Source organism: Nonomuraea sp. NPDC049695 (assembly GCF_040674955.1).
Classification (GTDB): Bacteria; Actinomycetota; Actinomycetes; order Streptosporangiales; family Streptosporangiaceae; genus Nonomuraea; species Nonomuraea helvata.
In genome coordinates this window covers 1-26,118 of the sequence record NZ_JBFANV010000052.1, presented here as the reverse complement: position 1 = coordinate 26,118, position 26,118 = coordinate 1, and the positions used below count along the sequence as shown (strand labels likewise).

General features: G+C 72.4%; 20 protein-coding genes. 10 read left to right on the top strand and 10 right to left on the bottom strand.

Translation table 11 applies throughout. From position 1 onward, the window contains the following. Positions 1 to 53 precede the first annotated feature (53 nt). From AB0J64_RS35070 to AB0J64_RS35060, 3 genes are all read left to right on the top strand, one after another. Entirely contained in the window at positions 54 to 1,010 is a 957-nt protein-coding gene (locus AB0J64_RS35070) for a hypothetical protein (RefSeq protein WP_364036823.1), read from the top strand. Between the two features lie 157 nt (positions 1,011 to 1,167). After that, complete coding sequence (locus tag AB0J64_RS35065; RefSeq protein ID WP_364036820.1) at positions 1,168 to 3,216, top strand: alpha/beta hydrolase-fold protein; 2,049 nt, start codon at positions 1,168 to 1,170, stop codon at positions 3,214 to 3,216. Positions 3,217 to 3,325: 109 nt separating this feature from the next. Then, on the top strand, positions 3,326 to 3,628 hold the full coding sequence (locus AB0J64_RS35060) for a hypothetical protein (protein ID WP_364036817.1): 303 nt from the start codon (positions 3,326 to 3,328) through the stop codon (positions 3,626 to 3,628). A gap of 50 nt (positions 3,629 to 3,678) precedes the next feature. Here the strand turns inward: AB0J64_RS35060 and AB0J64_RS35055 are convergent, their stop codons facing one another. After that, positions 3,679 to 4,305, bottom strand: a complete 627-nt coding sequence (locus AB0J64_RS35055) for a VC0807 family protein (protein ID WP_364036814.1) — start codon at positions 4,303 to 4,305, stop codon at positions 3,679 to 3,681. Positions 4,306 to 4,421: 116 nt separating this feature from the next. On the opposite strand from AB0J64_RS35055, the gene AB0J64_RS35050 reads away from it, so the two are divergent. Continuing rightward, positions 4,422 to 4,976, top strand: coding sequence for a TetR/AcrR family transcriptional regulator C-terminal ligand-binding domain-containing protein (locus AB0J64_RS35050; protein ID WP_364036811.1), 555 nt, complete (start codon positions 4,422 to 4,424; stop codon positions 4,974 to 4,976). Here AB0J64_RS35050 and glgC read toward each other — a convergent pair. Further along, complete coding sequence (gene glgC / locus AB0J64_RS35045; protein WP_364036808.1) at positions 4,973 to 6,208, bottom strand: glucose-1-phosphate adenylyltransferase; 1,236 nt, start codon at positions 6,206 to 6,208, stop codon at positions 4,973 to 4,975. The two genes, AB0J64_RS35050 and glgC, sit on opposite strands and share 4 nt — an antisense overlap. A gap of 157 nt (positions 6,209 to 6,365) precedes the next feature. Between glgC and glgA the strand changes: the two genes are divergently transcribed. Next, on the top strand, positions 6,366 to 7,538 hold the full coding sequence (gene glgA, locus AB0J64_RS35040) for a glycogen synthase (RefSeq protein ID WP_364036805.1): 1,173 nt from the start codon (positions 6,366 to 6,368) through the stop codon (positions 7,536 to 7,538). A 44-nt stretch (positions 7,539 to 7,582) separates the two neighbouring features. Further along, complete coding sequence (locus AB0J64_RS35035; protein WP_364036802.1) at positions 7,583 to 8,143, top strand: DinB family protein; 561 nt, start codon at positions 7,583 to 7,585, stop codon at positions 8,141 to 8,143. Between the two features lie 13 nt (positions 8,144 to 8,156). On the opposite strand, the gene AB0J64_RS35030 is transcribed toward AB0J64_RS35035, so the two are convergent. After that, complete coding sequence (locus AB0J64_RS35030) at positions 8,157 to 9,158, bottom strand: helix-turn-helix domain-containing protein (protein ID WP_364036799.1); 1,002 nt, start codon at positions 9,156 to 9,158, stop codon at positions 8,157 to 8,159. A gap of 91 nt (positions 9,159 to 9,249) precedes the next feature. Between AB0J64_RS35030 and AB0J64_RS35025 the strand changes: the two genes are divergently transcribed. After that, entirely contained in the window at positions 9,250 to 12,585 is a 3,336-nt protein-coding gene (locus AB0J64_RS35025; RefSeq protein ID WP_364036796.1) for a S8 family serine peptidase, read from the top strand. 48 nt (positions 12,586 to 12,633) lie between these two features. Here AB0J64_RS35025 and AB0J64_RS35020 read toward each other — a convergent pair whose 3' ends face one another. Continuing rightward, positions 12,634 to 13,038: a nitroreductase family deazaflavin-dependent oxidoreductase gene (locus AB0J64_RS35020; RefSeq protein WP_364036793.1), complete on the bottom strand. Its 405-nt coding sequence runs from the start codon at positions 13,036 to 13,038 to the stop codon at positions 12,634 to 12,636. Between the two features lie 197 nt (positions 13,039 to 13,235). Here AB0J64_RS35020 and AB0J64_RS35015 point away from each other — a divergent pair, with 197 nt between their 5' ends. Then, on the top strand, positions 13,236 to 19,475 hold the full coding sequence (locus AB0J64_RS35015; RefSeq protein ID WP_364036790.1) for a CHAT domain-containing tetratricopeptide repeat protein: 6,240 nt from the start codon (positions 13,236 to 13,238) through the stop codon (positions 19,473 to 19,475). Here the strand turns inward: AB0J64_RS35015 and AB0J64_RS35010 are convergent. The 5 genes from AB0J64_RS35010 to AB0J64_RS34990 are packed head-to-tail and all read right to left on the bottom strand — an operon-like array spanning position 19,454 to position 22,106. Further along, positions 19,454 to 19,936, bottom strand: a complete 483-nt coding sequence (locus tag AB0J64_RS35010; protein ID WP_364036787.1) for an SRPBCC domain-containing protein — start codon at positions 19,934 to 19,936, stop codon at positions 19,454 to 19,456. The genes AB0J64_RS35015 and AB0J64_RS35010 overlap by 22 nt on opposite strands. After that, the gene (locus AB0J64_RS35005; protein WP_364036784.1) at positions 19,929 to 20,264 is read right to left on the bottom strand and encodes a metalloregulator ArsR/SmtB family transcription factor; all 336 of its coding nucleotides are present in this window, start codon (positions 20,262 to 20,264) and stop codon (positions 19,929 to 19,931) included. Before AB0J64_RS35005 ends, AB0J64_RS35010 begins: the two co-directional genes overlap by 8 nt. Position 20,265: 1 nt before the next feature. Further along, positions 20,266 to 21,018 (bottom strand): SDR family oxidoreductase, encoded by a 753-nt coding sequence (locus AB0J64_RS35000; protein ID WP_364036781.1) that lies wholly within the window; start codon positions 21,016 to 21,018, stop codon positions 20,266 to 20,268. Positions 21,019 to 21,058: 40 nt separating this feature from the next. Continuing rightward, a complete protein-coding gene (locus AB0J64_RS34995) occupies positions 21,059 to 21,421 on the bottom strand; it encodes a DUF2203 domain-containing protein (RefSeq protein ID WP_364036778.1) in 363 nt (120 codons plus the stop codon). Positions 21,422 to 21,431: 10 nt separating this feature from the next. Next, positions 21,432 to 22,106: a GntR family transcriptional regulator gene (locus AB0J64_RS34990; protein WP_364036775.1), complete on the bottom strand. Its 675-nt coding sequence runs from the start codon at positions 22,104 to 22,106 to the stop codon at positions 21,432 to 21,434. A gap of 96 nt (positions 22,107 to 22,202) precedes the next feature. Here AB0J64_RS34990 and AB0J64_RS34985 point away from each other — a divergent pair, with 96 nt between their 5' ends. After that, positions 22,203 to 23,537 carry an MFS transporter gene (locus AB0J64_RS34985; RefSeq protein ID WP_364036772.1) on the top strand — a complete coding sequence of 445 codons (1,335 nt, stop codon included), beginning with the start codon at positions 22,203 to 22,205 and terminating at the stop codon, positions 23,535 to 23,537. A 74-nt stretch (positions 23,538 to 23,611) separates the two neighbouring features. Further along, positions 23,612 to 24,544: an SPFH domain-containing protein gene (locus AB0J64_RS34980; RefSeq protein ID WP_364036769.1), complete on the top strand. Its 933-nt coding sequence runs from the start codon at positions 23,612 to 23,614 to the stop codon at positions 24,542 to 24,544. Here the strand turns inward: AB0J64_RS34980 and AB0J64_RS34975 are convergent. Then, the gene (locus tag AB0J64_RS34975) at positions 24,492 to 25,802 is read right to left on the bottom strand and encodes an MFS transporter (RefSeq protein WP_364036766.1); all 1,311 of its coding nucleotides are present in this window, start codon (positions 25,800 to 25,802) and stop codon (positions 24,492 to 24,494) included. The genes AB0J64_RS34980 and AB0J64_RS34975 overlap by 53 nt on opposite strands. Between the last annotated feature and the right edge of the window lie 316 nt (positions 25,803 to 26,118).

The following is a 26,118-nucleotide window of genomic DNA, read 5'->3' as shown; positions in this document are numbered from 1 at the left end:
TCCGACCTGAAGGAGCCGACGTAAACCAGCATGCTGTGTGGAGCGAACTGCGCATGACCTCCACGCCCCAGCTGTCCATCTCGATCTCCCCGCACCTGACCGCCCTCGCCATGATCGCCGACGCCCTCGCCGGCCGCCGCCGCGGCCTGCCGGAGCCCTGGCGCAGAGCGATCAGCTCGCGGGTCGGCAGGCAGGGACACCAGGCCGTACGCCCCCTCGCCGCACCCGGCTACTCCGTGGTCCCCGACAGCCTCGTGCCGCGTACGCCCATCAGCGGCGACGTGTCCGTCCAGACCCAGATCGCCGCCCTGCGCGACCTCCCGCCCGGCAACCTGATCGAGGATCTGGACCAGGCGTTCGGCCCCGGACCGCTGCCCGCCCACTGGCGCCCGGCGGCCGAGCGGCCCGGCCGCTGGCTGGACGGCTACGCGAGCGCCCTCGCCGACGTCTGGGACGCCGCCGAACCCCTGTGGAGGCGCGCCCGCCCCCTGCTGGACAGGGAGGTCCAGCGCGTCGGCGTGGCCGCCGTCCGCGGCGGCCCCGAGTTGCTGCTCGGCGCGCTCAACGACCGCATCGTGTACGGCGAGCGCGGCCTGCTCATCGCCGACATCGAGCCCAGCACGTACGAGCTGGGCGAGCGGAGGATCGTCCTGGTGCCGATGCTGGCGGGCAAGGACGCGATCATCGTCAGCCTGGACCACGAGGAGGCGGTCTGGATCGCGTACCCGGTGCCCGGCGCGCAGACGCTGTGGCGCCCGCCCGCCGCACCGGCGCTCGACGAGTTGTCGGCGCTGGTCGGGCCGGTCCGCGCGGACCTGCTCGGCGCGCTCGGACAGCCCATGACCATGAGCCGGCTGGCGGCCGACATGCGGATCACGCCCAGCAGCATCACGTACCACTGCGACCGGCTGGGCGCCGCCCGCCTGATCAGCAGGGAGCGGCGCGGCCGCGAGGTGTGGATCACCCGCACGGAACGAGCGGAGGAACTGCTGGAGCTGTTCCGCCGCTGAGCAGGGGGCGGCCCGGGGCAGGGGCGGCGCGGGGCAGGGGCGGCGCGGGGGAGGGGCCCGGCGCCGCCTTGCGATGGTTGACACCGCCCCACCTTCACCATGAAACTCTCCCGAAACACCGCAAGGTGCCTACGGTAAACGTTTACAGGAGCGGTCGATGCCCAAACCCCGCTGGATCGCCGTGCTCGCCGTCCTCGCGTCACTCACCCTGCTGGCCGCGCCGGGCGAGACCGAGGTGCGGCAGGGCGGCACGCTCACCACCGGCTCAGCCCCCTCACCGGCGCTGGGCGAGAACATCGCCTACAACGTCTACCTCCCCAGCGGCTACGACCGGGGCACCGACCGCCACCCCGTCCTCTACCTCCTCCACGGCCGGGGCGACACCATGCAGGCCTGGACCCGGGTCAAGACCGTGCTCGACGACATGATCCGGACCAGGCGCATCCCGCCCGTCATCGCCGTCATGCCGGACGCGCCCTGGAGCGAGCGCGGCAGCTGGTACACGGACTCCCGCTACACGGGTGCCGACCTGCCCGGCAGGCCGGTGGAGACGGCGTTCACCAGGGATCTGGTCGCGCACGTGGACGCGACGTACCGTACCGCGCCCATCAGGCAGGCCCGCCTGGTCGGCGGGTACTCGATGGGCGGCGCGGGCGCGCTGCGGTTCGCGCTCGCGCACCAGGACCTGTTCGGCGCCGCCGCCGTGCTCAGCCCGGCCGTCTACACGCCGCTGCCGCCGTCCGACTCCTCCACCCGCGACTACGGGGCGTTCGGCAAGGACGGCGAGAAGTTCTCCGAGGACGTCTACCGGGAGCTCAACTACCCGGCGCTGCTGCCGAAGCTGGACCCCGACCTGCCGGTGCGGCTGTTCGTGGCGGTCGGCGACGACGAGTACGCCAACCCCGCCCCCGCCGACGCCCGCCACGACCTGGACTTCGAGTCCGCCGCCCTCTACAACGCCGCCAGGCGCTCGCCGGCGATCTCCGCGCAGCTCCGTGTCATGGACGGCGGCCACGACTGGACGGTCTGGACGCCCGCCTTCGAACAGGCCATGGCCGAGCTGGGCCCCGGCCTGAGCGTCACGCCGCCGACCGGCCTGCCCGCCCCGCTGTACGGCACACCCGGCACCGACTGGGCAGGGGGAGTGGCGGCCCACGCGGACGGCTCCCTCACCATCGGGTACGCGGCCGGCGGGAACGCGGTGCTGACCCGTGCCGGCGGCTGGACCAGGCAGCTGGCCACCCCGGCGGACGAGCGCCTCTACGGCGTGGCGGCCCTGCCGGACGGCGGCGTGCTGGCGGCCGGGTACACCAAGGGCGACCTGGACGGGCGGCATGCGGGCAACACCACGGACGACGCGTTCGTGGCCGCTCTCGACGCGAGCGGGGCCGTCCGGTGGATCACCCAGTTCGGCGTGCCCGGCGTGGCCGACCGCCTCTACGCCCTGACCGCCGCGCCAGACGGCGGCGCGTACGTGGCGGGCTACACCAAGGGCTCGCTCGACGGCACGAGCAACGGCGACAAGGACGCGATCCTCGCCCGCCTCGCCCCGGGCGGCGAGGTGTCGTGGATCCGCCAGTACGGCGGCACGGGCGAGGACAAGGCCTACGGCATCGCGGCGGACGCCTCGAACGTCTACGTCACGGGCAGCGCCGGCGCCGCCCTCCCCGGCACGACCGGCCCTGGCGGCTGGCTGGCCGGATTCACCACGGACGGCACCAGGAAGTGGGCCGCCACGGCAGGAGGCACGGCCGACGACCGGCTGAACGCGGTGACGATCACCACCACGGGCCTGGCCGTGGCCACCGGCCGCAGCGGCGGCGACGCCTGCACCGTCGCCTACACCAGCCAGGGCACGCGGCGCTGGCAGCACACGCTCGCGACCCCCGCCGCCGACGAGGGCGCCGCCGTGACCCCGCTGGCCGGCGGCGAGGTCGAGGTCGCCGGTTACACCCGGGGCCGGGTGAGCGTCCAGGCGGGCGGCGCCGACGTGCTGACGCTCCGTCTCGACGGCAGGGGCAGGCAGCTCGCCGCCGCCCAGCTCGGCACCGCCAGGGACGACGCCGTGGACCCGTTCGCCGAGCCCAACCTGTACGCCACCACGACCCCCTCGGGAGAGGTGGCGATCACCGGCCTGACCTACGGCGCCCCGAAGGGCGGCGTGGCGCTCGGCAACGGCGACGTCTTCCTGGTCAGAACGTCTTAAAAGACCATTTGCCATACAGAATGCAGGCTCGCAGCGTGCCGTTCCGCCGCGATACGGACGTCGCTTCCTACAGTGGTCGTGTCGTCACGTCATGATTACAGGGGGGATCATGAAAGGTAAGGTCGTAGCCGCAGGTGGAGTGCTGATCGCCGGTGCCGCGCTCTTCGGCCCGGCCGGTGCCGCCGAGGCCGGTCTCTGCGAGCTGGACGCAGCCGGCGTGTCACATCCGGTGTGTGATGACGACTACGAGACCTGGTACCGCACCGTCTGGGGCCGCGACCCGCACCTCGCCGGCGACCCTGGCCCGGTCTACCTCGACCGTCACCCGAGCCGGCCCCCGCAGCCCGCCTGGGTCATCCGGTGGGGCGGTCCGGGGTGGAGCGCCCGCAGCGCCTGGGACGACGGCGGCTGAGCTCCCGTACGCCTGCGTTCTCCGGGGGTGCGCTGCGGCGTGTCCCCGGATCACGTGGCCTGCTGCTGGGCGGCGGTGGCGGCCTGCTCGCCGCGGCGGCCGTACCAGGCGCTCCAGGCGGCCAGCAGCACGAGGGTGCCGATCAGCAGCGCCGACGACAGGCCGGCCATGACGTCCACGGGCAGCAGGTAGATCAGCGGGATGCGGACCGCCGACTCGGCCAGCAGGGCCCCGGCCCAGGTCAGCGTCATGACCACGTAAACCCGCCGGAAACGGGCGTCCGCCTCGTACAGCCGGTCCCAGCGGGCGGCCGTGGCGGCGTCTTCCGCGCCGAACCGCTTGGCCATCCCGTACGCCGCGGGGCGCCTTACCAGGCACGTGGCCGCCAGCACGGCCGCTGCCGAGCCCGTGGTGACGGACTTGACGGTGAGCAGGAACCGTTCGTCGCCGGTGACGAAGGCGAGGGCGAGTCCCAGACCGAAGATCAGGCCCATGAAGGCGGCGAAGCCGTCAAGCTTGCGCTCCCTTATCCCGACATAGGCGGCACGTACGAAGCCCACCGCGGCGGCGGACAGCAGGGCGACGTACTCGCTCGCGTCCAGCGCACGTAACGCGTAGTAAGCGGCGACCGACGGGAGGACGTCCCAGACGATGACCTTGATGACGGAACGGTTCACGACCACGTCCTTTCCGGGGGCGCGGCCAACGCCCCGCCCCTTAATGCGAAGAATTTCGCTTCAAGATAGGCCTGGTCGAGTGCTAACGCAAGAGATTTCGCCTTAAAGTAAGAGGCATGCAACCCGCACGACGGCCCGGCGGCCGCAGCGCGAAGGTCCGGGCGGCCGTTCACGACGCGGTCCTCGAGCTGCTGCGCGAGGAGGACTGGGACACGCTGAGCATCGCCCGGGTGGCCGAGCGTTCAGGCGTCCACCAGGCGACCATCTACCGCCGCTGGGGCACGCTGCCCGCGCTGGTCGACGACACGGTGACCGAGCAGCTCTCCAATGGCTCGCCGGTGCCCGACACGGGCTCGCTCCGCGGCGACTTGGAGGCGTACGCGACGCAGGTGGCGGCGGACGTCGCCGGCCCCCTGGGCCGGCTGTACGTGCGCGCGGCGCACATCGGCACCCGCGGCGACGACTACGGGACCTACATGACGGACCGGGCGGTGCAGCTGGAGGCGATGCTGGAGCGGGCGCGGCGGCGCGGCGAGGACCCGCCCGAGCTGCTGGAGCTCATGGAGCTGGTCCTCGCCCCGATCTACTACCACGCGATCTTCTTCAACCGGCCGATCGGTCCCGAGCACGCCAGGACGTACGTGGACCGGCTGCTGAGGCTGCGCGGCTAGCGGTCGACGATCTCGTTCTTGCCGATCACCACGACGCCGCCCCTGGTCAGCGCGAACCGGGTGCGGTCGTACTCGAGGTCGAACCCGATCCGCGCCCCGTCCGGGATCACGACGTTCTTGTCGATGATCGCCTTACGGACGATGGCGCCCCGGCCGACCTTGACGTTCTCCATCAGCACGGAGTCCTCCACCAGCGAGTGCGAGTGGAGCACGACGCTGGGCGACAGGATCGACCTGATCGCCGTGCCGCCGGAGACGATCACGCCGGGGGAGACCAGCGAGTCGATCGCGTGCCCCACGCGGTCGCCCTCGTTGTGCACGAACTTGGCCGGAGGCAGCGGGTCGTGGCCCGTGAAGATCGGCCACTTGTCGTTGTAGAGGTTGAAGATGGGATGCGCCGAGATGAGGTCCATGTGGGCCTCGTAGTAGGCGTCGAGCGTCCCCACGTCGCGCCAGTAGCCGCGGTCGCGCTCGGTGGAGCCGGGCACGATGTTGTTGGCGAAGTCGTACACGTCGGCCCCGCCCGACTTGACGAGCATCGGGATGATGTTGCCGCCCAGGTCGTGCTTGCTGGTGGGGTCGAGGGCGTCCTCCCGCAGCGCGTCGATCATCGACTGCGTCTTGAACACGTAGTTGCCCATCGACGCGTACACCTCGTCGGGCGAGTCCGCCAGGCCCACCGCGTCCTTCGGCTTCTCCCTGAACGCGACGATCCTGCGCCCCTCAGGATCGGTCTCGATCACGCCGAACTGGTCGGCCAGCGACAGCGGCTGCCTGATCGCCGCCACTGTCACGTCGGCGCCCGAGTCCTCGTGCTGCTCGACCATCTGCCGGGGATCCATCCGGTAGATGTGGTCGGCCCCGAACACGATCACGTGCTCGGGCATCTCGTCGTAGATCAGGTTGAGGTTCTGGAACAGGGCGTCCGCCGAACCCGAGAACCACCGCGGCCCGAGCCGCTGCTGCGCGGGCACCGGGGTCACGTAGTTGCCCAGCATCGCGGTCAGCCGCCAGGTCCGCGAGACGTGCCGGTCCAGACTGTGGTTCTTGTACTGCGTCAGTACGACGATCTTCAGGAAGCCGCCGTTCGCCAGGTTCGACAGCACGAAATCCACGAGTCGGTACATCCCCCCGAACGGCACGGCCGGTTTGGCCCGATCCGCCGTGAGCGGCATGAGCCTCTTGCCCTCTCCACCTGCCAGCACAACCGCGAGCACCTTTCGGGACTTCATGTCCAGGACGCTACCCCCAAATGGCCGATCTATCGACGAAACCCGGCATGGAGAACTTCCTTCGTGTCCAGATTTGTTGTGCAATGCACGATCGGGAGCCCCTGATCTTCGGCTTGTCGCTGTGGCCCACCGGACACGGCCCCAATAAGGTCATGTCATGCGTGTTGATCTGCTCAGCCGGGAGTACCCGCCGGAGGTCTACGGCGGGGCCGGGGTGCACATGGAATACCTGGCCAGGGAGCTGCGGAAGCTGGCCGACGTACGCGTGCGCTGCTTCGGGGCCGAACGCGCCGAGCCCGGCGTCTCGGCCTACCGCGTGCCCGACGGGCTGACCGGGGCCAACGCCGCGCTGCAGGTGCTCGGCGTGGACCTGGAGATGGCCGCCGCCTGCGAGGGCGCGGACGTCGTCCACTCGCACACCTGGTACGCCAACTTCGCCGGGCACGTCGCCAAGCTCCTGTACGGCGTGCCCCACGTGATCACCACGCACAGCCTGGAGCCGCTGCGGCCGTGGAAGGCCGAGCAGCTCGGCGGCGGCTACACGATCTCGTCGTGGGCCGAGCGGACCGCGCTGGCCAGTGCGGACGCGGTCATCGCGGTGTCGGAGGGCATGCGCCGCGACGTCCTGTCCGCCTACCCGGAGATCCCGCCGGAGAAGGTCAGCGTCATCCACAACGGCATCGACACCGCCGAATACGCCCCCGACTTCGCCACCGACGTGCTGGAGAGGCACGGGGTGGACCCGCGCAGGCCGTACGTCATCTTCGTGGGCCGCATCACCCGGCAGAAGGGCCTGGTCCACCTCCTGCGCGCGGCACGCTCCTTCGACCGCGACGCCCAGCTCGTGCTCTGCGCCGGCGCCCCGGACACGCCGGAGATCGCGGCGGAGGTCACGGAGCTGGTGCGCGGCCTCGACCGCGACGGGGTGTTCTGGATCCAGGAGATGCTGCCCAAGCCCGAGGTGATCCAGCTGCTGACCCACGCGGCGGTGTTCGTGTGCCCGTCGGTGTACGAGCCCATGGGGATCGTGAACCTGGAGGCGATGGCCTGCGAGACGGCCGTGGTGGCGACGGCCACCGGCGGCATCCCCGAGGTGGTGGCCGACGGGGAGACGGGCCTGCTCGTCCCGATCTCCCAGGGCCCCGACGGCACGCCGCACGACCCGGAGCGGTTCGCCGCCGACCTGGCCGAGCGCGTCAACACCCTGCTCCGCGAGCCGGCGCGGGCGACCGCGCTCGGGGTGGCGGGGCGGGCGAGGGCCGTCGAGCACTTCTCCTGGGAGCGCATCGCCCACCGCACGATGGACCTGTACGCGGCCCTGCGCGCCTGAATATTCGCTTGCGTGCCGGGCCGCCGCTCAGCATCATCAGCCCGATGAGCGACGTACCCGAGCGGTGGACCCAGGCCAGCGTCTACCCCGACATGTGGGCCGACCCCGACAAGGATCCCCGCAACAACGAGGGTGCCAGCCCGGACGGCGAGCTGGCGACGCTGCAGGACTACCTGGCCAACTATCGGCTGACCCTGCGGATGAAGTGCGAGGGGCTGGATCCGGAGCAGCTGGCGCGCCGGTCGGTGCCACCCTCGACCATGTCCCTGCTGGGTCTGGTCCGCCATCTTGCCGAGGTGGAGCGCGACTGGCGCAATTGGATCGTGCCCGGAGACGCGGCGCCGAAGCTGTACGGAGCACGCGATGCCGACTTCGAGGGAGCCGTCGGGGAGCAGGCGCTGGTCGACGGCGCATTCGCCGACCTCGCTCGCGAACAGGCGGCCACCGATGCGGCGCTGGCCGAGTATGCGGATCTGGGCGAGCGGGTGGGGCGGGACGGCATCGCTCTGCGGGAGCTGTGGATCCACCGGATCGAGGAGTACGCCCGCCACTGCGGGCACGCCGACCTGCTCCGCGAATGCGTCGACGGCCGGGTAGGGCAGTAGGGACGGCGGCCCGTTACACCAGGCCGCGGCGGCTGGCCTGGGCGCCGGCCTGGAAGCGGGTTTCGGCGTTCAGCTCGTCCAGCAGGTGGCGCAGGCGGCGCCGGAGGCTGCGCGGGCTGGTGCCGAGCTGGCGGGCGATGGCGTCGTCCTTGAGTTCGGCCGCCAGCAGCGCCAGCAGCCGGCGATCCTCGGCGCCCAGCTCGGACGCCGCCTCGCCGTCGGGCTCCGGCGCGCCGGGCTCCTGCCACAGCTCGGGACGTACCGGCAGCGCCTCCCGCCACAGCCGCTCGAACAGCTCGACCAGCGCCACCACCATGGTGGACCCCATGATCAGCACCCCGCGCGTGAGCGGCGGATCCATGCTCAGCGGCATGACGGCCCGCCACCGATCGACGATGGCCATCTTGAACGGCAGCTCCGGCAGGATCCGCGCCTCCTCGCCCGCCTTGATCAGGGTGCCCACCTCGTCGAACGCCCCCGCGTGATCGAAGGCCTCCGGCGTGTAGATGGTCCGGTAGCGGACGCCGCTGCGCAGCAGGCCGGTCTGCAGCGGGTTGTGGTAGTCCAGCACGTACGGAGGCCGGTCGAAGGTCAGCACCTCCTCCTTGGCCTCCTGCTGCAGCCGCACGTACCAGCGGGCCTGTTCCTCCGGCCCCGCCAGCACCTCGAGCTGCCCGCCCTCCTCCGGGTTCTGGCCGACGGTGCGGAAGGCCGCCTCCAGCTCGTCGGCCGTGTCGGTCAGCCGGTCCAGCTCGCTCTGCAGGCCGCGTACCAGTGAACGGATCGCGGTGCCGGGGTTCGTCGCCGTCCAGCGGGGCGAGCGCCCCCACAAGCGGCTGACCAGGCCCTTGGCGCGGAGCCTGCTCAGCGACGACTGGATGCGCCCCGCGTTCTCCCCGCTCCGCCTGACGAGCTCCTGAACGGTGATGCCGGGACAGGCCAGCACCCCGCGGTAGATCCGCTCGTCGAAGGCGCTGATCCCCACGACTTCCAGCGCCCGGCCGTCCTCAAGCATGCCCTCGATCTTGGCCACTTCCGGCAGTTGCCGCAATAGGCCACAGAAACCACCTTGTCACCTATTTTCCCTGACAACTAGAAACCGGGGTGTGCTTCAGAGAAAGTCCGTCATTCTGGGCGTCGTGCTGACGGCCGCCGTAGCGGCCGCCACACCGGCCCAGGCGGCTCCCACCCCCGCCCCGTCCGTCAAGGCGACTCCGGCCCCCGCCCAGGCCGGGCCGCCCAAGACGATCACCCTCATCACCGGCGACAAGGTCACCCTCCGCGAGCTGCCCGGCAAGCAGACCCAGCTCGACGTCAAGCCAGGCCCCGGCAGGGAGAAGGTCACCTTCGTGCACCGCCGGGCGAAGGACGGGCTCAGCATCGTCCCCGCGGACGCGATGCCCCTTCTGGCCGCGGGCAGGCTGGACCCGAGGCTGTTCAACGTCACCCGGCTCGCCGCGCTCGGCTACGACGACGCGGCCAGCCCGTCGCTCCCGCTGATCCTGACGTACCCGGACGAGAGCGGAGCGGCCACGCTGCGCGCCGACGGCGGGCGCCCGCTGCCCGCGATCAACGGGATCGCCCGGAGCGAGCCCCGCACCGGCGCCGGCACGCTCTGGAAGAGCCTGACCGGTCAGGCCAGGACGGCGGCGGCCGCGCCCGCGAAGATCTGGCTGGACGGCAAGGCCAAGCTCTCCCTCGACGTCAGCGTCCCGCACATCGGCGCGCCCCAGGCGTGGGCGGCGGGACAGACCGGCAAGGACGTCCCCGTCGCGGTGCTCGACAGCGGCTACGACCCGGACCACCCCGACCTCCAGGGCCTGGTCACCAAGGCCCGGAACTTCACCGAAGAGCCCGACGTACGCGACCTGAACGGCCACGGCACCCACGTCGCCGCCACCATCGCCGGCTCCGGCGCCGCCGCGGGCGGCAGGTACAAGGGCGTCGCGCCCGGCGCCAAGCTGATGATCGGCAAAGTCTGCGTGCAGAGCGGCTACTGCCCCGACTCCGCCATCATCGAGGCCATGACCTGGGCGGCCGAGAACGGCGCCCGCGTGGCCAACCTCAGCCTCGGAGAGCCCGACTCCCCCGGCGAGGACCCGGTCGAGCAGGCCGTCAACAGCCTGTCGGACACGTACGGCACGCTGTTCGTCATCGCGGCGGGCAACGACGGCCCCCAGAGCCTCGGCTCGCCGGGCACCGCGGACCGCGCGCTCTCGGTCGGCGCCTCCTACCGCGACAACGACACGGTCGCGCAGTTCAGCAGCACGGGCCCGCGCCAGGGCGACGCCGCCGTCAAGCCCGACCTGATCGCGCCGGGTGTCGGCGTCGTCGCCGCCAGGGCGGCGGGCACCTCGCTCGGCAGCCCGGTGGACGACTCCTACACGGCGCTGAGCGGCACGTCCATGGCCACGCCGCACGTGGCGGGCGCCGCCGCGATCGTCGCGGGGCAGCACCCCGGCTGGAAGGCCGGCCAGATCAAGGCGGCGCTGATGGCCTCCACCGCGTCCGGCGACGAGCTGGGCGCGTACGTCCAGGGCTCCGGCCGCGTGGACGTCGCCCGCGCCATCACCCAGCAGGTCACCGCCGAGCCGGCCACCCTGGACATGGGCGAGGTCGAGCTCCCCGGCTCCGGGCCCAGGGAGAAGACGCTCACCTACCGCAACGACGGCGACGCCGCGGTCCGGCTGGACCTCAGCGTGATCGCCAAGGACGGCGAGGGCGCGACGGTGACGCCGTTCAAGCTCGGCGCCACGGCGGTGGAGGTGCCCGTGCACGGCACCGCCCAGGTCAAGGTGAGCGCCGAGCCCGGCCCGGTCGGCATGTTCAGCGGCACGGTCATCGCCAGGAACGCCGAGGTCTCCGTACGCACCGGCATCGGCATGCGCGTCGAGCCGGAGAAGCGCTCGGTCAAGCTGACCTTCACCGGCACGGACGGCCGCCCCGCCCAGGCCGCGTTCGCCGGGGTGATCGACCTCGACGCCAAGGACCAGCGCAACTACGACATCTCCAGCGGCACGCTGGACCTCAGGCTGCAGCGGGGCCACCGCTACAGCGTGGTCAGCCTCCTGCTGGACAGCGACGGCACCATGGTGATGGGCGCCGATCCGGAGTTCACGCTCGACGCCGACCGTACCGTCGCCGCCGACGCCCGCAAGGCGAGGCCGGTGGACGTACGCACCGAGGAGCCGACCGCGCGGCTGGCCTACGGCATGCTCGGCCTGCTCCAGCTCGTCCCCGGCCAGCAGCCCTTCGGCGTGGACGTGGACCTGGCCGGCATGGAGGGCGCGGACCGCGTCGAAGGCATCAAGGCGATCCCGACGAGCCGCACGGTCAGCAAGAACTTCGCCTTCTACCGCTGGACGCAGTGGGCCAGGCCGAAGGGCGACGGCGGCTTCGACGACAGCCCGTACTTCTACCACCTGATGAAGGCCGAGCCGCGCATCCCCGCCGACCCCGGCTACCGCCCGCGCCGCCGCGACCTCGCCCAGGTCACCTCGACGTACGCCACGCAGAACGACGTCAAGTTCGGCGAGCGCTTCGCCCTGCCCGTCCTGTACGGGTCGACGATGGCGTGGACGCCGTACGGCCAGGTGTCCCGGTTCGCGCTCCCGTTCCGCAGGACCGAGTACTACACGCCCGCCGACACCGGCTGGTACCCCTCCTTCATCCAGTACCGCACGCCGCCGGACGGCTGGAACGACACCGACCAGTTCTTCTTCGGCGCCACCAAGGTCTACCGGGCCGGTGAGAAGACCACCGACCGGTGGAACACCGGCGTCTTCGCCGCCGCGCTCGACCCCCACGGCGACTACAACTGGCGCGAGGAGAACATGCTGCAGTTCTCCGCCGGCCTGTTCGAGGACAGCACGCCCGAGCGCATCTCCTACGGCGAGTACACCGCGCCGCAGGCCAAGGTCTACCGCGACGGCAAGGAGATCTTCGCAGCCGACTACCTGATCGGCCCGGTCGACGTGCCCACGGAGACCAAGGAGAGCGAATATCGGCTGACCATGACCGCCGACCGCGACGCCGAGCAGACCAAGGTGTCCACCCGGGTCAGTGCCGAGTGGCGGTTCAGGTCGAAGTCGCCCGGGACAGGCAAGCGGCAGGTGCTGCCGCTGCTGACCGTCAAGATCGCCCCCGAACTGGACGAGCGCAACCGGGCGGCCGCGGGTCACGCGAGCATCCCGCTGAGCGTCCAGCGCCAGAGCGGCTCGCCCGCCCTGAGCCTGCGCACGCTCACCCTGGAGATCTCCTACGACGACGGCCGCACCTGGCTGCCCACGCTGGTGCACCCGTCAGGCGGCAACGCCTGGTCCGCCGAGACCTGGCACCCGGTGAGCGCGCGCGGCAAGTTCGCCTCGCTCCGCGTCACGGCCGCCGACCGCGGCGGCAACGCCTTCACCGAGACCGTCGTCAGGGCCTACGAGATCAGGTGAGTTCAGGGAGCCCCGCCGCGCGACGGCGGGGCTCTTGTGATCGAGGCGTCATCCGACGCGCTCCAGGACCACGATCGGGATGTCGCGGTCGGTCTTCTTCTGGTATTCGTCGTAGTCCGGCCAGGTCCGGGTCATCAGCCCCCAGAGCTCCGGCTTCTCCTCAGGCGAGGCCGTGCGGGCGCGGGCCCTGAACTTGTCGCCCAGCACCTGCACCTCCGCCTCGGCGTCGGCCAGGAGGTTCTTGTACCACTGCGGGTGATCCGGGTCCCCGCCCTTGGAGGCCACGACCACGTGGTCCTCGCCGTGCTTCTGATAGATGAGCGGTGTCGTGTAGGGCCGGCCTGACTTGCGGCCCTTGGTGGTGAGCAGCAGGACAGTGGTGTTGTTCCAGTCGTGTCCCTCCGCGCCGTTGGTCTCCTGATAACGCTGTACGTGTTCCTTGCCGTAGAGCATGATCCCGGGCTACCCATCGCGGGCGCGACCTCACCGGTGCTGTCCGAGGCCTGGGCGAGAACTTAACAAGTCACGAGGTGAAGGCGGCTGACACCGTAAAGGGGCGACCGCGCGCGCCGGGGCGCGATACCGTACGGGGCGATGTGGTCGAAGGCACGGTTCTGTACGGGTACGCACCCCGGTGAGAGCCTGTGCCCATGACCGAACCGGCCGCCGCGCTGGCCGCCCGCATCGAGCGGTTCGAGCAGAGCGCGGATCCCGGCCTGATCTGGGATCCCGCGGCGCCGGCCGAGGCCGAGCAGGCGATGCGCGCGTGCGCCGGCGACCGGTCCGACGCGGCCACCTGGCGGCTGATCGGCATGCTGCACCTGGCCCGCTACCGGCTTGACCAGCGCATCACGCAGGACGCCGCGGTCGCGGGCGCGTTCTTCGCCGCCGTGGCCGTGGCCGATCCCAGGCGGCTTCCCGAGCGGCTGCGCGGCTCGAAGGCACTGTCGGAGGACTCGGCCGACACGTGGGCGGGGCTGCTGGAAGAGGTGTTCCAGCACGTCGACCCGGCCACGTACCCGCATGTGGGGCTGCTCGTCCAGGCCCTGGTGGCGCGGGCCATGGCCGACCCCACGCCCGAGGTGGCCGACCGGCTCGGAGAGCTGCTGTTACAGGAGTCGGTGCGCTCGCCCGACCCCGCCTGGGCGCCCGGCGCGCTCGCGGTGCTGGGCGGCGGGCTGGTGCGGCTGTTCGGGGTGACGGGGGAGCGGGAGCACATCGACGACGCGGTGCACGTGCTGTTCAGGGCGGCGCTGGCCGAGCCGTCCCACGCGGGTGAGCTGGCCACGGCGCTCGGCATGGCGGCGTTCGGGGACGAGGAGCTGGTCAGGGCGTACCTGGCGGCCACGGAGACGGCGCCGCGCGGCCAGGACAGGTCACGGGCCCTGCTGGCGCTGGTCGAGCTGGCGCACGCGCGGTCGGCGGGGTCGTTCGCCGACCGCGACCTGCTGGCCTTCATCAGGGTGGGGCAGTGCGCGCTGGACTTCTGGCACGAGCAGTGGGCCCATCCTGGTGTGCTGGCGCCGTACGCGGCCGGGCTGGTGGAGTGGTTCGTCGTCACGGGCGACGAGCGCTCGCTGGAGGCCGGCACCGAGATGCTGGAGGCCCTCCATGTGGCGCCCGACGAGACGGCGCGGGGGCTCGGGACCGACCCGGTCGTCCGGCTCGGCCTGCTGGGCGACCGCCGCTGGAATCGTTACGGCGTCACCGGGGATCCGGCCGACCTGGAGAGCGCCGTCGAGGTCCTGCGCGAGGCGGCCGAGCTCGTGCCGAACGGTCACCCGGACCGCGCCAGGCTGCTCGCGAACCTGGCGAACGCGCTGCTCGAGCGGGCGACGGTGGCCGGGGGAGACCCGGCCGAGCCCATCGTCGCCGCCCGCGCCGCGCTCGCGGCACACGATGAGCGGGACCCGGCCAGGGCCGAGGCGCTTCTGACGCTGGGCCGGGCGCTCCACCTGGACCTCAGCCCGGTCCACGCCGACGAGGCCGTCGCCGTGCTGCGCGAGGCCCTGGCGGCCGGTGAGCGGCCGGCGTTCCGGGCGGAGGCGTACGAGCTGGTCTCGGAAGTGCTGCGCCGGCGGGCCGCGCAGACGGGGAAGGTAGAGGACCTGCACGAAGCGGTGGAGGCCGCCCGCCAGGGCCTCGAGCCGGCCGTGAAGACCCCCCGCGACCAGGCGCCGGACTCCGACGGGGGCGCGGAGGACGGGCGGGGCGGCTCCGCGCGGCGCGTGCTGTGCCGGGCGCTGCTGGCGCGCTTCTCCGCCCAGGGCGACCCGCGCGACCTGGACGAGGTGCTCACGCTCGCCAGGGACGGGGACCCCGAGCTGCTGTCGCGGCTCGGCACGGTGCTCGACGGGCCGCTGCCGCCGGACCCGCGGCTCGCCCAGTCCGCCGCCGAGCTGGCTCTGGCCCTGCCGGACTCCCCGGACGGCGAGGTGGCGGTCAAGCTGCTGCGCTACGCCGAGCGGCAGGCCGACTCACCCGGCGAGTTCCTGCTGGAGGCCGGGCAGCGGCTGCGCGAGCTCGGGCGGCGGCGCACGGCCTGCGTTGTGCTGGGGCGGGCCGCGGAGGCGTTCGGCGGGGGAGCCCGGATGGCGTACGCGCTGTCCGAGCAGGGGCTCGTCCACCAGGAGCTGGGCGAGCTCGACCTGGCTCTGAAGTCCTTCGACCGGTCGGCGGCCGGTTACCGCTCGCTGGGCGCGGCCGGCTCCGAGGCGCTCCAGCTCGGGCACATGGGCCTGGTCCTCCTCCAGGCGGGGCACCCGGCCCGCGCCTTCGAACACCACCAGCGGGCCGCCACCCTGTGCGAGGACGCCGGGCTGGCCGCGGAGGAGGCGGCCCAGCAGGGGTACGCGGCCGAGGCCTGCCTGGCCGCCGGCGACCCCGTCGGCGCCGTCTCCTGCGCGGCCAGGGCCCGCGACCTCTATCTCGGGCTCGGCGACGCCCGGCAGGCGGCCCTGGTGCTCGTGCCCGCCGCCAGGGCGGCCCTCGACCAGGACGACCTCACGGCCACGGGCGAGCGCATCGCCGCGTGCGCCATCGAGCTGGAGGCGGCCGGGGCGTGGGAGGAGGCCTGCAGGACGCTCGACGCGCAGGCCGTGCTCCTGGCCGGTCGCGGCCACCCCGGCCAGGCGGCCGCCTGCGAGACGCGGCTGGTGGAGATCGTGCGGCGCAGGGGGGAGCGGCGCGAGCCCGCCGACGAGTGGTACCGCATCGCGCGCCGCCGCCGCGAACGCGGCGACGCGGGCGGCGCCAGGATGGCCTTTCAGCTGGCCGAACGCGAGTACGAAGCCCTCGGCCACTACGACGGGGCCGCCTCGGCGCGCTACAACCTGGCCGTGCTCGCGTACGCGGAGGGGGACACGGAACGGGCGCTGGAGGAGTTCGGGGCGGCTGGGAAGGCGTTCGCCCGGCTGAGCGCTGCCGCGAAGGAGGCTTCGGCGCTGACCATGCGCGCCTCCTGCCTGATCCTCCTTGACCGCTTCGAGGACGCGTCGGCGGACCTGGAGCGCGCGCTGGAGCTGGCCGCCGCGGAGGGCGACGTGGCCACCCTGCTCACCACCACGCTGGGGCAGGCCGAGCTGGACGCGCGGCTGGGCTCGTGGCAGGAGGCCGGGGAACGGCTCGGCTCGGCCCTGAGGCTGGCCGGCGGGGACCCGCTCAAGGAGGCGGTCGTCCACGACCGGCTGGCCGCGCTGGCCGCCCGTACCGGTGACCTGGATGCGCAGGTGGAGGCGCTGGAGGCGGCGGCTGCGGGCTTCCGGGCGAGCGGCCTGCGGGAGCTGGCGGCGCTCACCTCGATCAAGCTCGGCTTCGCTCTGGAGGCACGCGGCGAGTTCCACCGCGCCCGCACGGCCCTCGAATCCGGCCTCACCGGCCTCGACCCGGCACTGGACGACGTCGAGCCGACCTCCGACGGCGTCGAGCCGCCACGTGACGGTGTCGGCCGAGGCCGCGACGGCGTCGAGCCGACACGCGACGGCGTCGACTCGCCACGCGACGGCCTCGGCCGGACGCGCGCCGGCCTCCACCCGACACACGTCGGCCGCGGCTCGACCGGGAGCGGCGGCTTGGCGGGGCGCGGAGGCCCGGCGGGCTCCAGCGCCTCGATGGAGCCGGGCGCCTCGCGTGGAGGCGGCGGCTTGGCAGGGCGTGGCGGCTCCATGGAGCCGGGCGGCTCGCGTGAAGACGGCGGCCCCGGCAGTGGCGAGCCGGCGGAGCGAGGCGGTCCGGCGGAGGCCGGTGGCTCGGCGGAGGCCGGTGGCTCCTTCGAGCTCATCGCGGCCATGGGCGGAGGCGGAGGGCTGGACGCGGAGCTGCTGGCGCGGCTGGCGAGCATCCAGCTCACCCTCGGGGACGTCACCCGCGGCCACGCGACCTTGGCGGAGGCGATCAGGGCGGGCGGCGACCAGACGGAGCGGCTGGAGACATGGCTCCTCATCGAGGAGGCCGAGGCCGCAGGCGACCTGGAGACCGCCCGCACCCTTGCCGAGCGCGCCCTGAACAGCCGTTCCGTCGTCTCCGAGCTGAGCGCGGGCGGACGCTCCACCGCGTCCCGGCACCGCTCGTTCCTGCTGGTCAAGCTCTCCGCCTTCTGCCGCGCGCTGGGGGACCTGGAAGCCGCCCACGCGTACGCCGCCCGCGGCTACGAGCTGCGCGACCACCTCGTGATCGACCACCTGCGCAACCTGGGCGCGGCGGACAGGGGACTGGGCCGTACGGACGAAGCCGCCGAGCACCTCGCCCAGGCGGTCGCCCTGGCCCGCGACGCGGACGCCGCGCTCCCCGCCGATCTCGTACGGGCGCTCGACCTGCTCGGCCGCGTCCGCACCGACCAGGCCCGCTGGGAGGAGGCCGCCGAGGCTTTCGACGAGGGCCTGGGGCTGGTGTCCTCGCCGATCTGGCGCGCGATGCGGGTCTCCTTGCTGGCCGGACGCGCCGCGCTGCACCTGAAGCTGGACGAGCCGGCGGAGGCCGAGGCCCGGTACCGGGAGGCCATCGCGATCGGGGAGGAGCTGGGCGGCCGGCCGGACCTCGCGGACGCCTACGCCGACCTCAGCCTGGTCTGCGCGCTGCGAGGCGAGAGGGAGCAGGCCGGCGGCTTCGCCGAACGGGCCGTGGAGCTCGAACGCGCCGGCGGGCGGACCCGCGGCGTGGTCCTGGCCCTCATCATGCGTGCCCGCCTCGAGGACCCCGCCAGGGCAGAGGTCTCTCTGGAGGAGGCCGCGGATCTGGCCCAGCACATCGGCTTCTGGCCGGGGGCGGCGCTCGCCCTGGGCCGCCTCGGCGCGCTCGACCTGGCCTCCGGGTCGTACACCCGTGCCCACTGGCGGCTGACCGAGGCCGTGGAGCTGCTCGAGGAGCTCGGTCACGACCTGGAGCTGGGCCTCGCCCTGCACCACCGGTCTCTGGCGGCGGAGGAACTCGGAGACCTGCCGGGCGCGCTCGCCGACGCAGAACGCGCCCGCGAGCTGGGCCACGACTCCGACAGGGCCATCGGTCTCGCCGTCCGCCTGGGACGCGGGATGACGGCCTGGAGGTACGTGGAGCAGGCCAAGTCCCGCACGCCGGCCGCACAGCTCGGCCTCGGGGTGGCACAAGGCGGCGGCGACGTGCCCGGCGAGCTGCTGGAGGACGAGCGGCGCGGGCTCGACGCCGTGCGGACGCTCGTGGCGGCCGCCCGCAACACCCGCGACCCGGCGGAGGCCGCGGCGCTCATCCGGCGGGCTCGTGCCGCGCGGGCCGATGTCGAGGCGCTGTGGCGGCGCATGGAGCCCTTCGCCCCCGGCCACGTGGCGCTGCGCCGGGGCACCCCGCCCGGCCGGCTTCAGCTCGACGCCCTCGTCGCCCCCGGCCAGGCAGGCGGAGCGACCGCCCCGGGCCACGCGGGCGGAGCGACTGCCCCGGGCCAGGCAGGCGCAGCGACCGCCCCCGGCCACGCGGGTGGAGCGACCGCACTGGTCGGCTTCCACGTCGGCGAGGAGAGCGTGACGGTGCTCGCCCACCGCACCGGCTGGCCCGAGCCGCGCGTCTTCCCCACCATCGTGGGCCACGACCTGCTGGCCGCCTTCACCGCCACCATCGACGGGCGGCGGCCGGACCTGCTGGACATCGAGGCGCGCCGCCACCGGGCCGCCCTCTGGCGCCGCCTGGCCGACCTCCTCCTCGCGGACGCGCTCGACGCGCTCAAGGACGGCCTGGACCACCTCTACCTGGTGCCGCACGCCGGACTCCACCGCGTCCCGCTCCACGCCCTCGCCCCGAACGGCCGCCCACTCATCGAGCGCTTCCCCGTGACGTACGCCCCCTCCGTCGCCGCCCTGACCCGCCTCGCACAGCGGGCCTCCTCGACCGCGACCCGGTCACTGGCGCTCGGCTGCACCACGGAACCCAAGAGCCAGGCCGGGCTCGAAGACGTCGCCGCGTTGCTCGGCACCCAGCCCCTCACCGGCCCGGACGCCACCGCGACCACCATTTCCGGCACCTGGGACGTGGTGCACCTGTCGTGCCAGGCCGTGTTCGACGCCCGCGACCCGTTCGGATCGGGCATCAGGCTCGCCGATGGGCTCCTGACCGCCAGGCAGCTCATGAGCATGAACGTGGACGCCAGGCTCGTCGTCCTCACCGCACAGGAGGGCGGGGCCACGAGCGGGGACGACCTGGCCGGGCTGACCCACGCGCTCCTGCACGCGGGCGCCAGATCGGTGCTCCTCCCGCTGTGGCCGGTCTCCGCCGAGGTCGCCGCGGCCCTGATGCGTGACTTCCACACCAGGCTGCGTTCCGGCACGGCCCCCGCGCAGGCGCTGCGCGCGGCCGTACTGGAACTCCGCGACCTGTACGGCCCCGCCGAGCCCGACCTGTGGGCCCCCTACGTCCTGGTGGGCCTCTGAGCCAGCACCTCGGCCAGGCGCTCCATGGACTCGCGCCCGCCCCGCGCCCCGTCGGCCCGCACGATCGCGTCCCGCGCCTCCACCGACGGGTGCACGGATCGGGCGACGTAGCGCGTCCCGCCAGGGACCTCCTCCAGGGTGACCGTCTCCAACGCGACGTCCCTGGGCGTGCCCTCGAACTCCCACGTCCGTACGAACCGCTCGGGCGCCACCACGTCGTGATAGACGCCACGGAAGCCGTACTCCCGGCCACGGGCGTCGACGTTCACGTACCGCCACAGGCCGCCCCGCCGGACCTCCATCACGTCGACGCGGGTGCTGAGGAAGCGTGGCCCCCACCACCGGGGCACCAGCTCCGGGTCGGTGACCGCCCGGAACACCACCTCACGGGGCGCGTGGAAGACGTGGATCATGACGATGTCCTGGCGGCCGGGTTCGATGACGAACTCCGTGTCACTCATGCTCACCCCTCTGGATCTTCCTGATCTCCTGCTCGAGCCGGTCGAACCGGTCGCTCCAGCGGTCGCGGTAGCGGACGATCCACTCCGCGGCGCTGTCCAGCGGAGCCGTCTCCAGGCGGCAGGGCCGCCACTGCGCGTCGCGGCCCCGGCTGATCAGCCCGGCGCGTTCGAGCACCTTGAGGTGCTTGGAGACGGCCTGGAGGCTGATGTCGAACGGCTCGGCCAGCTCGTTCACCGTCGCCTCGCCCTCGGCCAGCCGGGCGAGGATCGCGCGGCGCGTCGGGTCGGCCAGCGCGGCGAAGGTGCGGCTCAGCTGGTCGTCGGGCACGTCAGTGGTCCACGATGGCGCCGCAGGAGACGTTCACGGTCGCGGAGGTCATGGTCCTGGCCCGGTCCGAGGCCACGAAGGCGGCGACGTCGCCCACGTCGGCCAGCGTCGCGGTCCGCTGGAGCAGGGTCGGCTCGCGCAGCGCGGCCTCGAGCTCGTCCCTGCCGGGAAAGTCGCCCGGCAGGCTCTCCGGCACGCCGCCCGTGATCATGGTGACGACGCGGACGCCGTACCGGCCGGCCTCGCACGCCCACTGCCGCCGGATGCCCTCCATGGCGTCGAGCGCGACCTTGAACCCGCCGAGCCCGGGTTGCGTCTGGGGCCCGCCGCCGCCGAACAGCAGGATCACCCCGGACCCGCGGGGGATCATGTGCTTGACGGCGGCCCTGATGGTCAGGAACTGCGTCCGCGCGGCGACCTCGATCGGCCGCAGGAACTCCGCGGCGGAGATCTCCAGCAGCGGCTTCTGCACGTCCTGGACCCCGATGGCGTTGAACGAGACGTCGATGCCGCCGGCCCGCTCGGCCACCGAGTCGGCGAACGCGCCGACCGCCTCCTCGTCCAGCGCATCCACGAGAGCCGTCCCGGCCGTCCCTCCGGCGGCGCGGATGCCGGCGGCGACCTGGTCGAGCGGCGCCTGGGTGCGGCCCGCGAGGAAGACCCGCGCGCCCTCGCGGGCGAAGGCCCGCGCCGCCGCGCCGCCGATCGGGCCGCCCGCGCCGTAGACCACGGCGACCTTGTCCTGAAGGAGCATGGCATTCAACCCTTCGGTTTATCAACCTATGAGTTGAATGCTAACCCAGGGGCCGGCGCCCCGTGAAGCCCAGTTCCGTACGGTGATACCAGCCGAGCTCGCGCTCGCCCTCGATCCAGCAGAGCCGTACGGACGCCCCCTCCAGCACGGCGGGGAAGTCGACCAGCACCGGCGCGATGCCCTTGACCTCGATGCCCCGCTCGATCCAGCCGCTGATGATCTCCTCGATGCGGGCCTGCAGCCCCTTGATCTCCGGCAGGCCGCCGAGCGGTGATGCGCCCCCGGTGCGCCGGTCGTACTCGATCTCGGCCAGGTCGGCGCGGGCGGCGATCACCGCGCGGGCGTCCTCGATGACCTCGGGGAGCAGCGCGCGGGCCTCGTCAACGGTGAAGATCCGGTCCATGCGCCACACGTTACGGCGCGTACGCGTCGATGAGCAGCCGTTCGGCGTGGTCGAGGTAGTCGTCCAGGTACGCGGCGGCCTTCTCCGGCTGTCCCGACTCCATGAGGCCGAGCAGCGCGCGGTTGCGGTCGACGAACGGCTGATGGAACGACCGCGGATTCTCCATCACGTGGAAGACCAGCCGCAGCTCGGCCAGCAGCTGGCGCATGGCCTCGTCGATCCGTGGGCTTCCGTTGAGCGCGGCGAGCGCCTGGTGGAAGCGGATGTTGGCGGTGCCGACGCCCTGCCAGTCGTCCTGCGCGGCGGCCCGCTCGGCGTCGAGCACGGCCTCCTTGATCACGGCCAGCGCCTCGGGGGGCGGGCTGAGGCGTACCGCGGCCCCTTCGAGCACGCGGCGCACCCGGTAGAGGTCGGCGACGTCCTCGGCGGACGGGAGCCGGACGAAGACGCCCCTGTTGAGCTTGTGGTCGAGCAGCCGCTCATGACCGAGCAGCCGGAACGCCTCGCGCAGCGTGTTGCGGGAAACGCCGAGCCCCTCAGAGATCGACTCCTCCGACAGTCGCTGCCCAGGGCGGAAGAAGCCCTCGCTGATGCGGTCGCGCAGGATGTCGGCCACCCGCTCCGCCGTGCTGGTGCGGCCCAGCCGGGAGCGGTCCTGGGCGAGGTCGGCAACCACGTCATCCACATTTCACAGGGAATCATGGAGCAAACCTCTTGTCGAATTGTTCAACGATTCTTATGTTGAGGAGAGCCCCCTTAGCTGACATCGAGGAGCGATCGAATGACAGGCTCCGCGCAACAGACCCGGCGGGTGATCCTCGCCGGCCTGATCGGCACGTCGCTGGAGTGGTACGACTTCTTCCTCTACACCACGGCCGCGACCCTGGTCTTCCCCAAGCTGTTCTTCTCTTCGCTCGACCCGTTCAACGCGACGCTGGCGTCGCTGACCACCAACGCCGTGGCGTTCGTCGCCCGGCCGCTCGGCGGCGTCGTGTTCGGCCACTTCGGCGACCGGGCGGGCCGCAAGACCGTGCTGGTGGTGACGCTCCTGGTGATGGGCGTCTCGACGTTCCTCATCGGCGTGCTGCCCGGCTACGCGAGCGTGGGCGTGGCGGCGCCGATCCTGCTGGCGCTGCTCAGGTTCGTGCAGGGTCTGGGGCTCGGCGGCGAGTGGGGCGGCGCGGTGATCATGTCACTCGAGCACGGCGACGGGCGGCGGCGCGGCTTCAACGCCAGCTGGCCGCAGGTCGGCGTGCCCGCCGGTTACGTGCTGGCCACCGGGCTGCTCACGGTGCTGTCGTTCGCGATGTCCGACGCGGCGTTCCTGTCGTGGGGGTGGCGGGTGCCGTTCCTGCTGTCGGGGGTGCTGGTGTTCGTGGGCCTGTGGGTGCGGCTGAAGATCAGCGAGTCGCCGCTGTTCGCCGAGGTCGAGGAGCGGGGCGCCAAGGCCAGGATGCCGCTGCTCGAGGTGGTGCGTACGCACCCGCGGGCCCTGCTGTCGGCCTTCACCGCGCGGATCGGGGTGGATGCGGCCTTCTACATCTTCACCGCGTACATCATCATTTATCTCACTACTGTGCTGCACCTGCCGCGCTCGTACGCGCTGAACGCGGTGCTGATCGGGTCCGCGCTGGAGCTCGTGCTGATCCCGCTGTCCGGCGCGCTGTCCGACCGGTTCGGGCGGCGGCCCGTCTACCTCGCCGGCGTGGTGGGCGCGGCGGTGTGGGCGTTCGCGTTCTTCCCGCTGCTCGACAGCAGGTCGTTCCCGCTGATCGCGCTGGCCGCCGTGGTGGCGCTGGTCACCCACGCCGCGATGTACGGGCCGCAGGCGGCGTTCATCGCCGAGCTGTTCAGCACGCGCCTGCGCTACAGCGGAGCCTCCATGGGCTACCAGGTGGCCGGCATCGTCGGCGGCGCGCTGGCCCCGATCATCGCGCTCAAGCTGTTCGAGGCGTACGGATCCACGCTCGCGGTGTCGATCTACGTGGTCGTCGCCCTGGCGGTCACGGCCCTAGGCCTGGCCATCGCCCCGGAGACCCGCGACCTCGACCTCGACCTCGCCGAGGCGCCCCAGGCCAAAGCGCCCATGCCCGGCCAGGTGGGACCGTTCGCCTGACACGCACTTTCCCCTGAAACGCCGCGAAAGCCGCGGGCGGCGGCTGCCTCCGCCGCCCGCGCGGAAGGGCCCGGATGAGAATCACCCTGATCATCATCGCCGCGCTCATCGCCGTCCCCCTGCTGATCGGGGGCGTGGGGGGCCTGGAGAGCACGGGCGGCGGCGAGGTGGCCGTCATTCGCGACGGCGGCCCCCTCGACGACAACAAGGTACGCCAGGTGATCGACCCCGGTTCGGGCCTGACCTGGACCGGCATGTGGTCGTCCACCCACCTCTACCCGGCGCAGCAGCGCTTCTACACGATCACCGCCGACGCCAAGCGCGCCACGAGACTCGGCGTGGACGTGGTGACGGTGCCGAGCAGCGACGGTGTGAACCTCGGCATCGAAGGCACCCTCTACTTCACGCTCAACCTGGACCACGCGACGCTGAAGACGTTCGACGACAAGTACGGCACCCGTACCTTCCGCACGCAGGACGACAGCTCGCTCTACCCGTGGGACGGCGACGACGGCTGGTCGGCCTTCTTCGGCCAGGCCGTCCGGCCCGTGATCGACAACGCGCTGCGCGGCCAGATCGGCGCCATGCGCTGCGCGGAGCTGGTGCCGTCGTGCGCGCTGCTGGAGAGCGCCGCGCTCAAGCCGCAGGACAGCAACACCAACATCGTCAAGGTCCAGGACGCGGTCAACGCGACGCTGGCCCGCGACCTGCCGGCGACGCTGGGCGGCGACTTCTTCACCGGGCTGCGCTTCACGCTCGTCAAGGTGACGCTGCCGGGCGAGGTGCAGCAGGCCGTGGACCGCTCGCTGGCCGCCTCGGCGGCCGTCTCCGAGGCCCAGGCGAAGGTCGCCCAGGCCAAGGCCGAGGCGGAGGCGAACCGGGCCAGGCAGGAGGGCTACGACAAGTGCCCCGCCTGCGCCGAGATCGAGAAGCTCAAGTCGCTGCCGCAGGGCATCACGGTGTACGCCCCGGGTAATCCGCAGTCGGTCGTGGTGCCGGCCCGGTAGACCACCTGCCTCTGAAGGCGGCCATCGAGACCAGGAACACGACCTGGCCGGCGAGCGCCACGGTCAGCCACGTCTGCCAGCCGCCGGCCTTCACCACGACGGGGGAGACCACCAGCAGGACCACGATCATGACGCGGACGACCATGCCCCAGATGCCCAGCGCGGAGCCCTGCAGGCGGGACTCGACGTCCTCGGCGTCCTCGGAGAAGTTGGCCATCCAGGGCACGTACGCGATGCCCATGAACAGGTAGAGCAGCGCGTACACGATCGTGACCTGCGCCGCCGGCACGCCGGGGCCGACGATGGCGATGAAGTACGCCAGCGCCGCGACGGTCAGGACCGTGCCGGCGGCGGTGAACGGCTTGCGCAGCTGGATCCGGTCGGAGATCCGGCCGACGACCACCACGGCCAGGGCGTTGAGCACGATGCCCAGCGCCACGACACGGTTGGCCGCGGCCGCGTCCATGCCGAACGCGCCGCTCAGGATGGTCTGGCCGAAGATGGCGAACGTCCAGTAGAGCACCTGCCAGCCGGTGTTGCCGAAGACGTGCGCCCACAGGTGGGGGTGCCTGAACAGCTCTCCCAGCCGTCCGTGCTGGGTGTGCCCCTCGGCCTGCACGGCCTGCTCGGCCTGCAGCACCTGCGCCCGCAGCGCCGCCGACGGCTCGGCGATCTGCCAGATGACGACCCCGCACATCGCCAGCGACAGGACGCCCATGATGATCGCCTGGGACTGCCACGCGTTGCCGAACAGCGGCAGCGTGAACCCCGCGATGAACGAGGCCAGGAACGACGCCCCGACCGGCCCCCACGTCCAGAACGCGAACGCCTGCGCCCGCCCCATGCGCGGAGAGAAGTCCCGCACCAGCGACGCGGTGATCGTGATGCCCGCCCCTTCGATGAACAGCATCAGGCAGCGGACCCAGAACAGCCCGGCCACGCTGTCCACGGTGGCCAGCAGGAAGTTGCAGGCGGCGGTGACGGTCAGGGTCGGCACCAGGATCGTCACCCGGCCCCACCGGTCGGACAGGATGCCGCCGAACCCGGCCGAGAGCCCGCCGATCAGCACCGACAGCGCCGCGATCTGCCCGTACTCGGTGAGCGACATCCTCAGGTCGTCCATGAGGAGCGGCAGGATGGTGGCGACGGTGGTCTCGAAGTTGGCCACCAGGCTGGCCAGCACGGCTATCGCCAGCAGGAAGATCCGGCGGCCGCCGACCGGGTACACGCTGAGCTCGCGGACATAGAACGGCTTCATTCCCCATCCTCCGGCGTACGGTCCTCGGACTGTGTCGGGCGGGATGTCGCTCTAGAACGCGTTTCTAGTGGCTCCAAGCTTTCCGTTTTGTACGGGTAAGTCAACGTTTTGAGGGATCACGATGTGATCTCGTTCACACCCGTCGCGTTGTGACGGAATCGCCATCTATTCCCAGAACAACCGCCCCCGAATAGGCATAAACTGCGCGCCTGTGAGCCTGCCTGTACGTGAACGTTCCCCCCGGCCGGGCGGCGGCCGCCACCGCCGTCCTGTGCCTACGTCCCTGCCGCCGGACGCCCCTGTGCTCGTGCTCGCC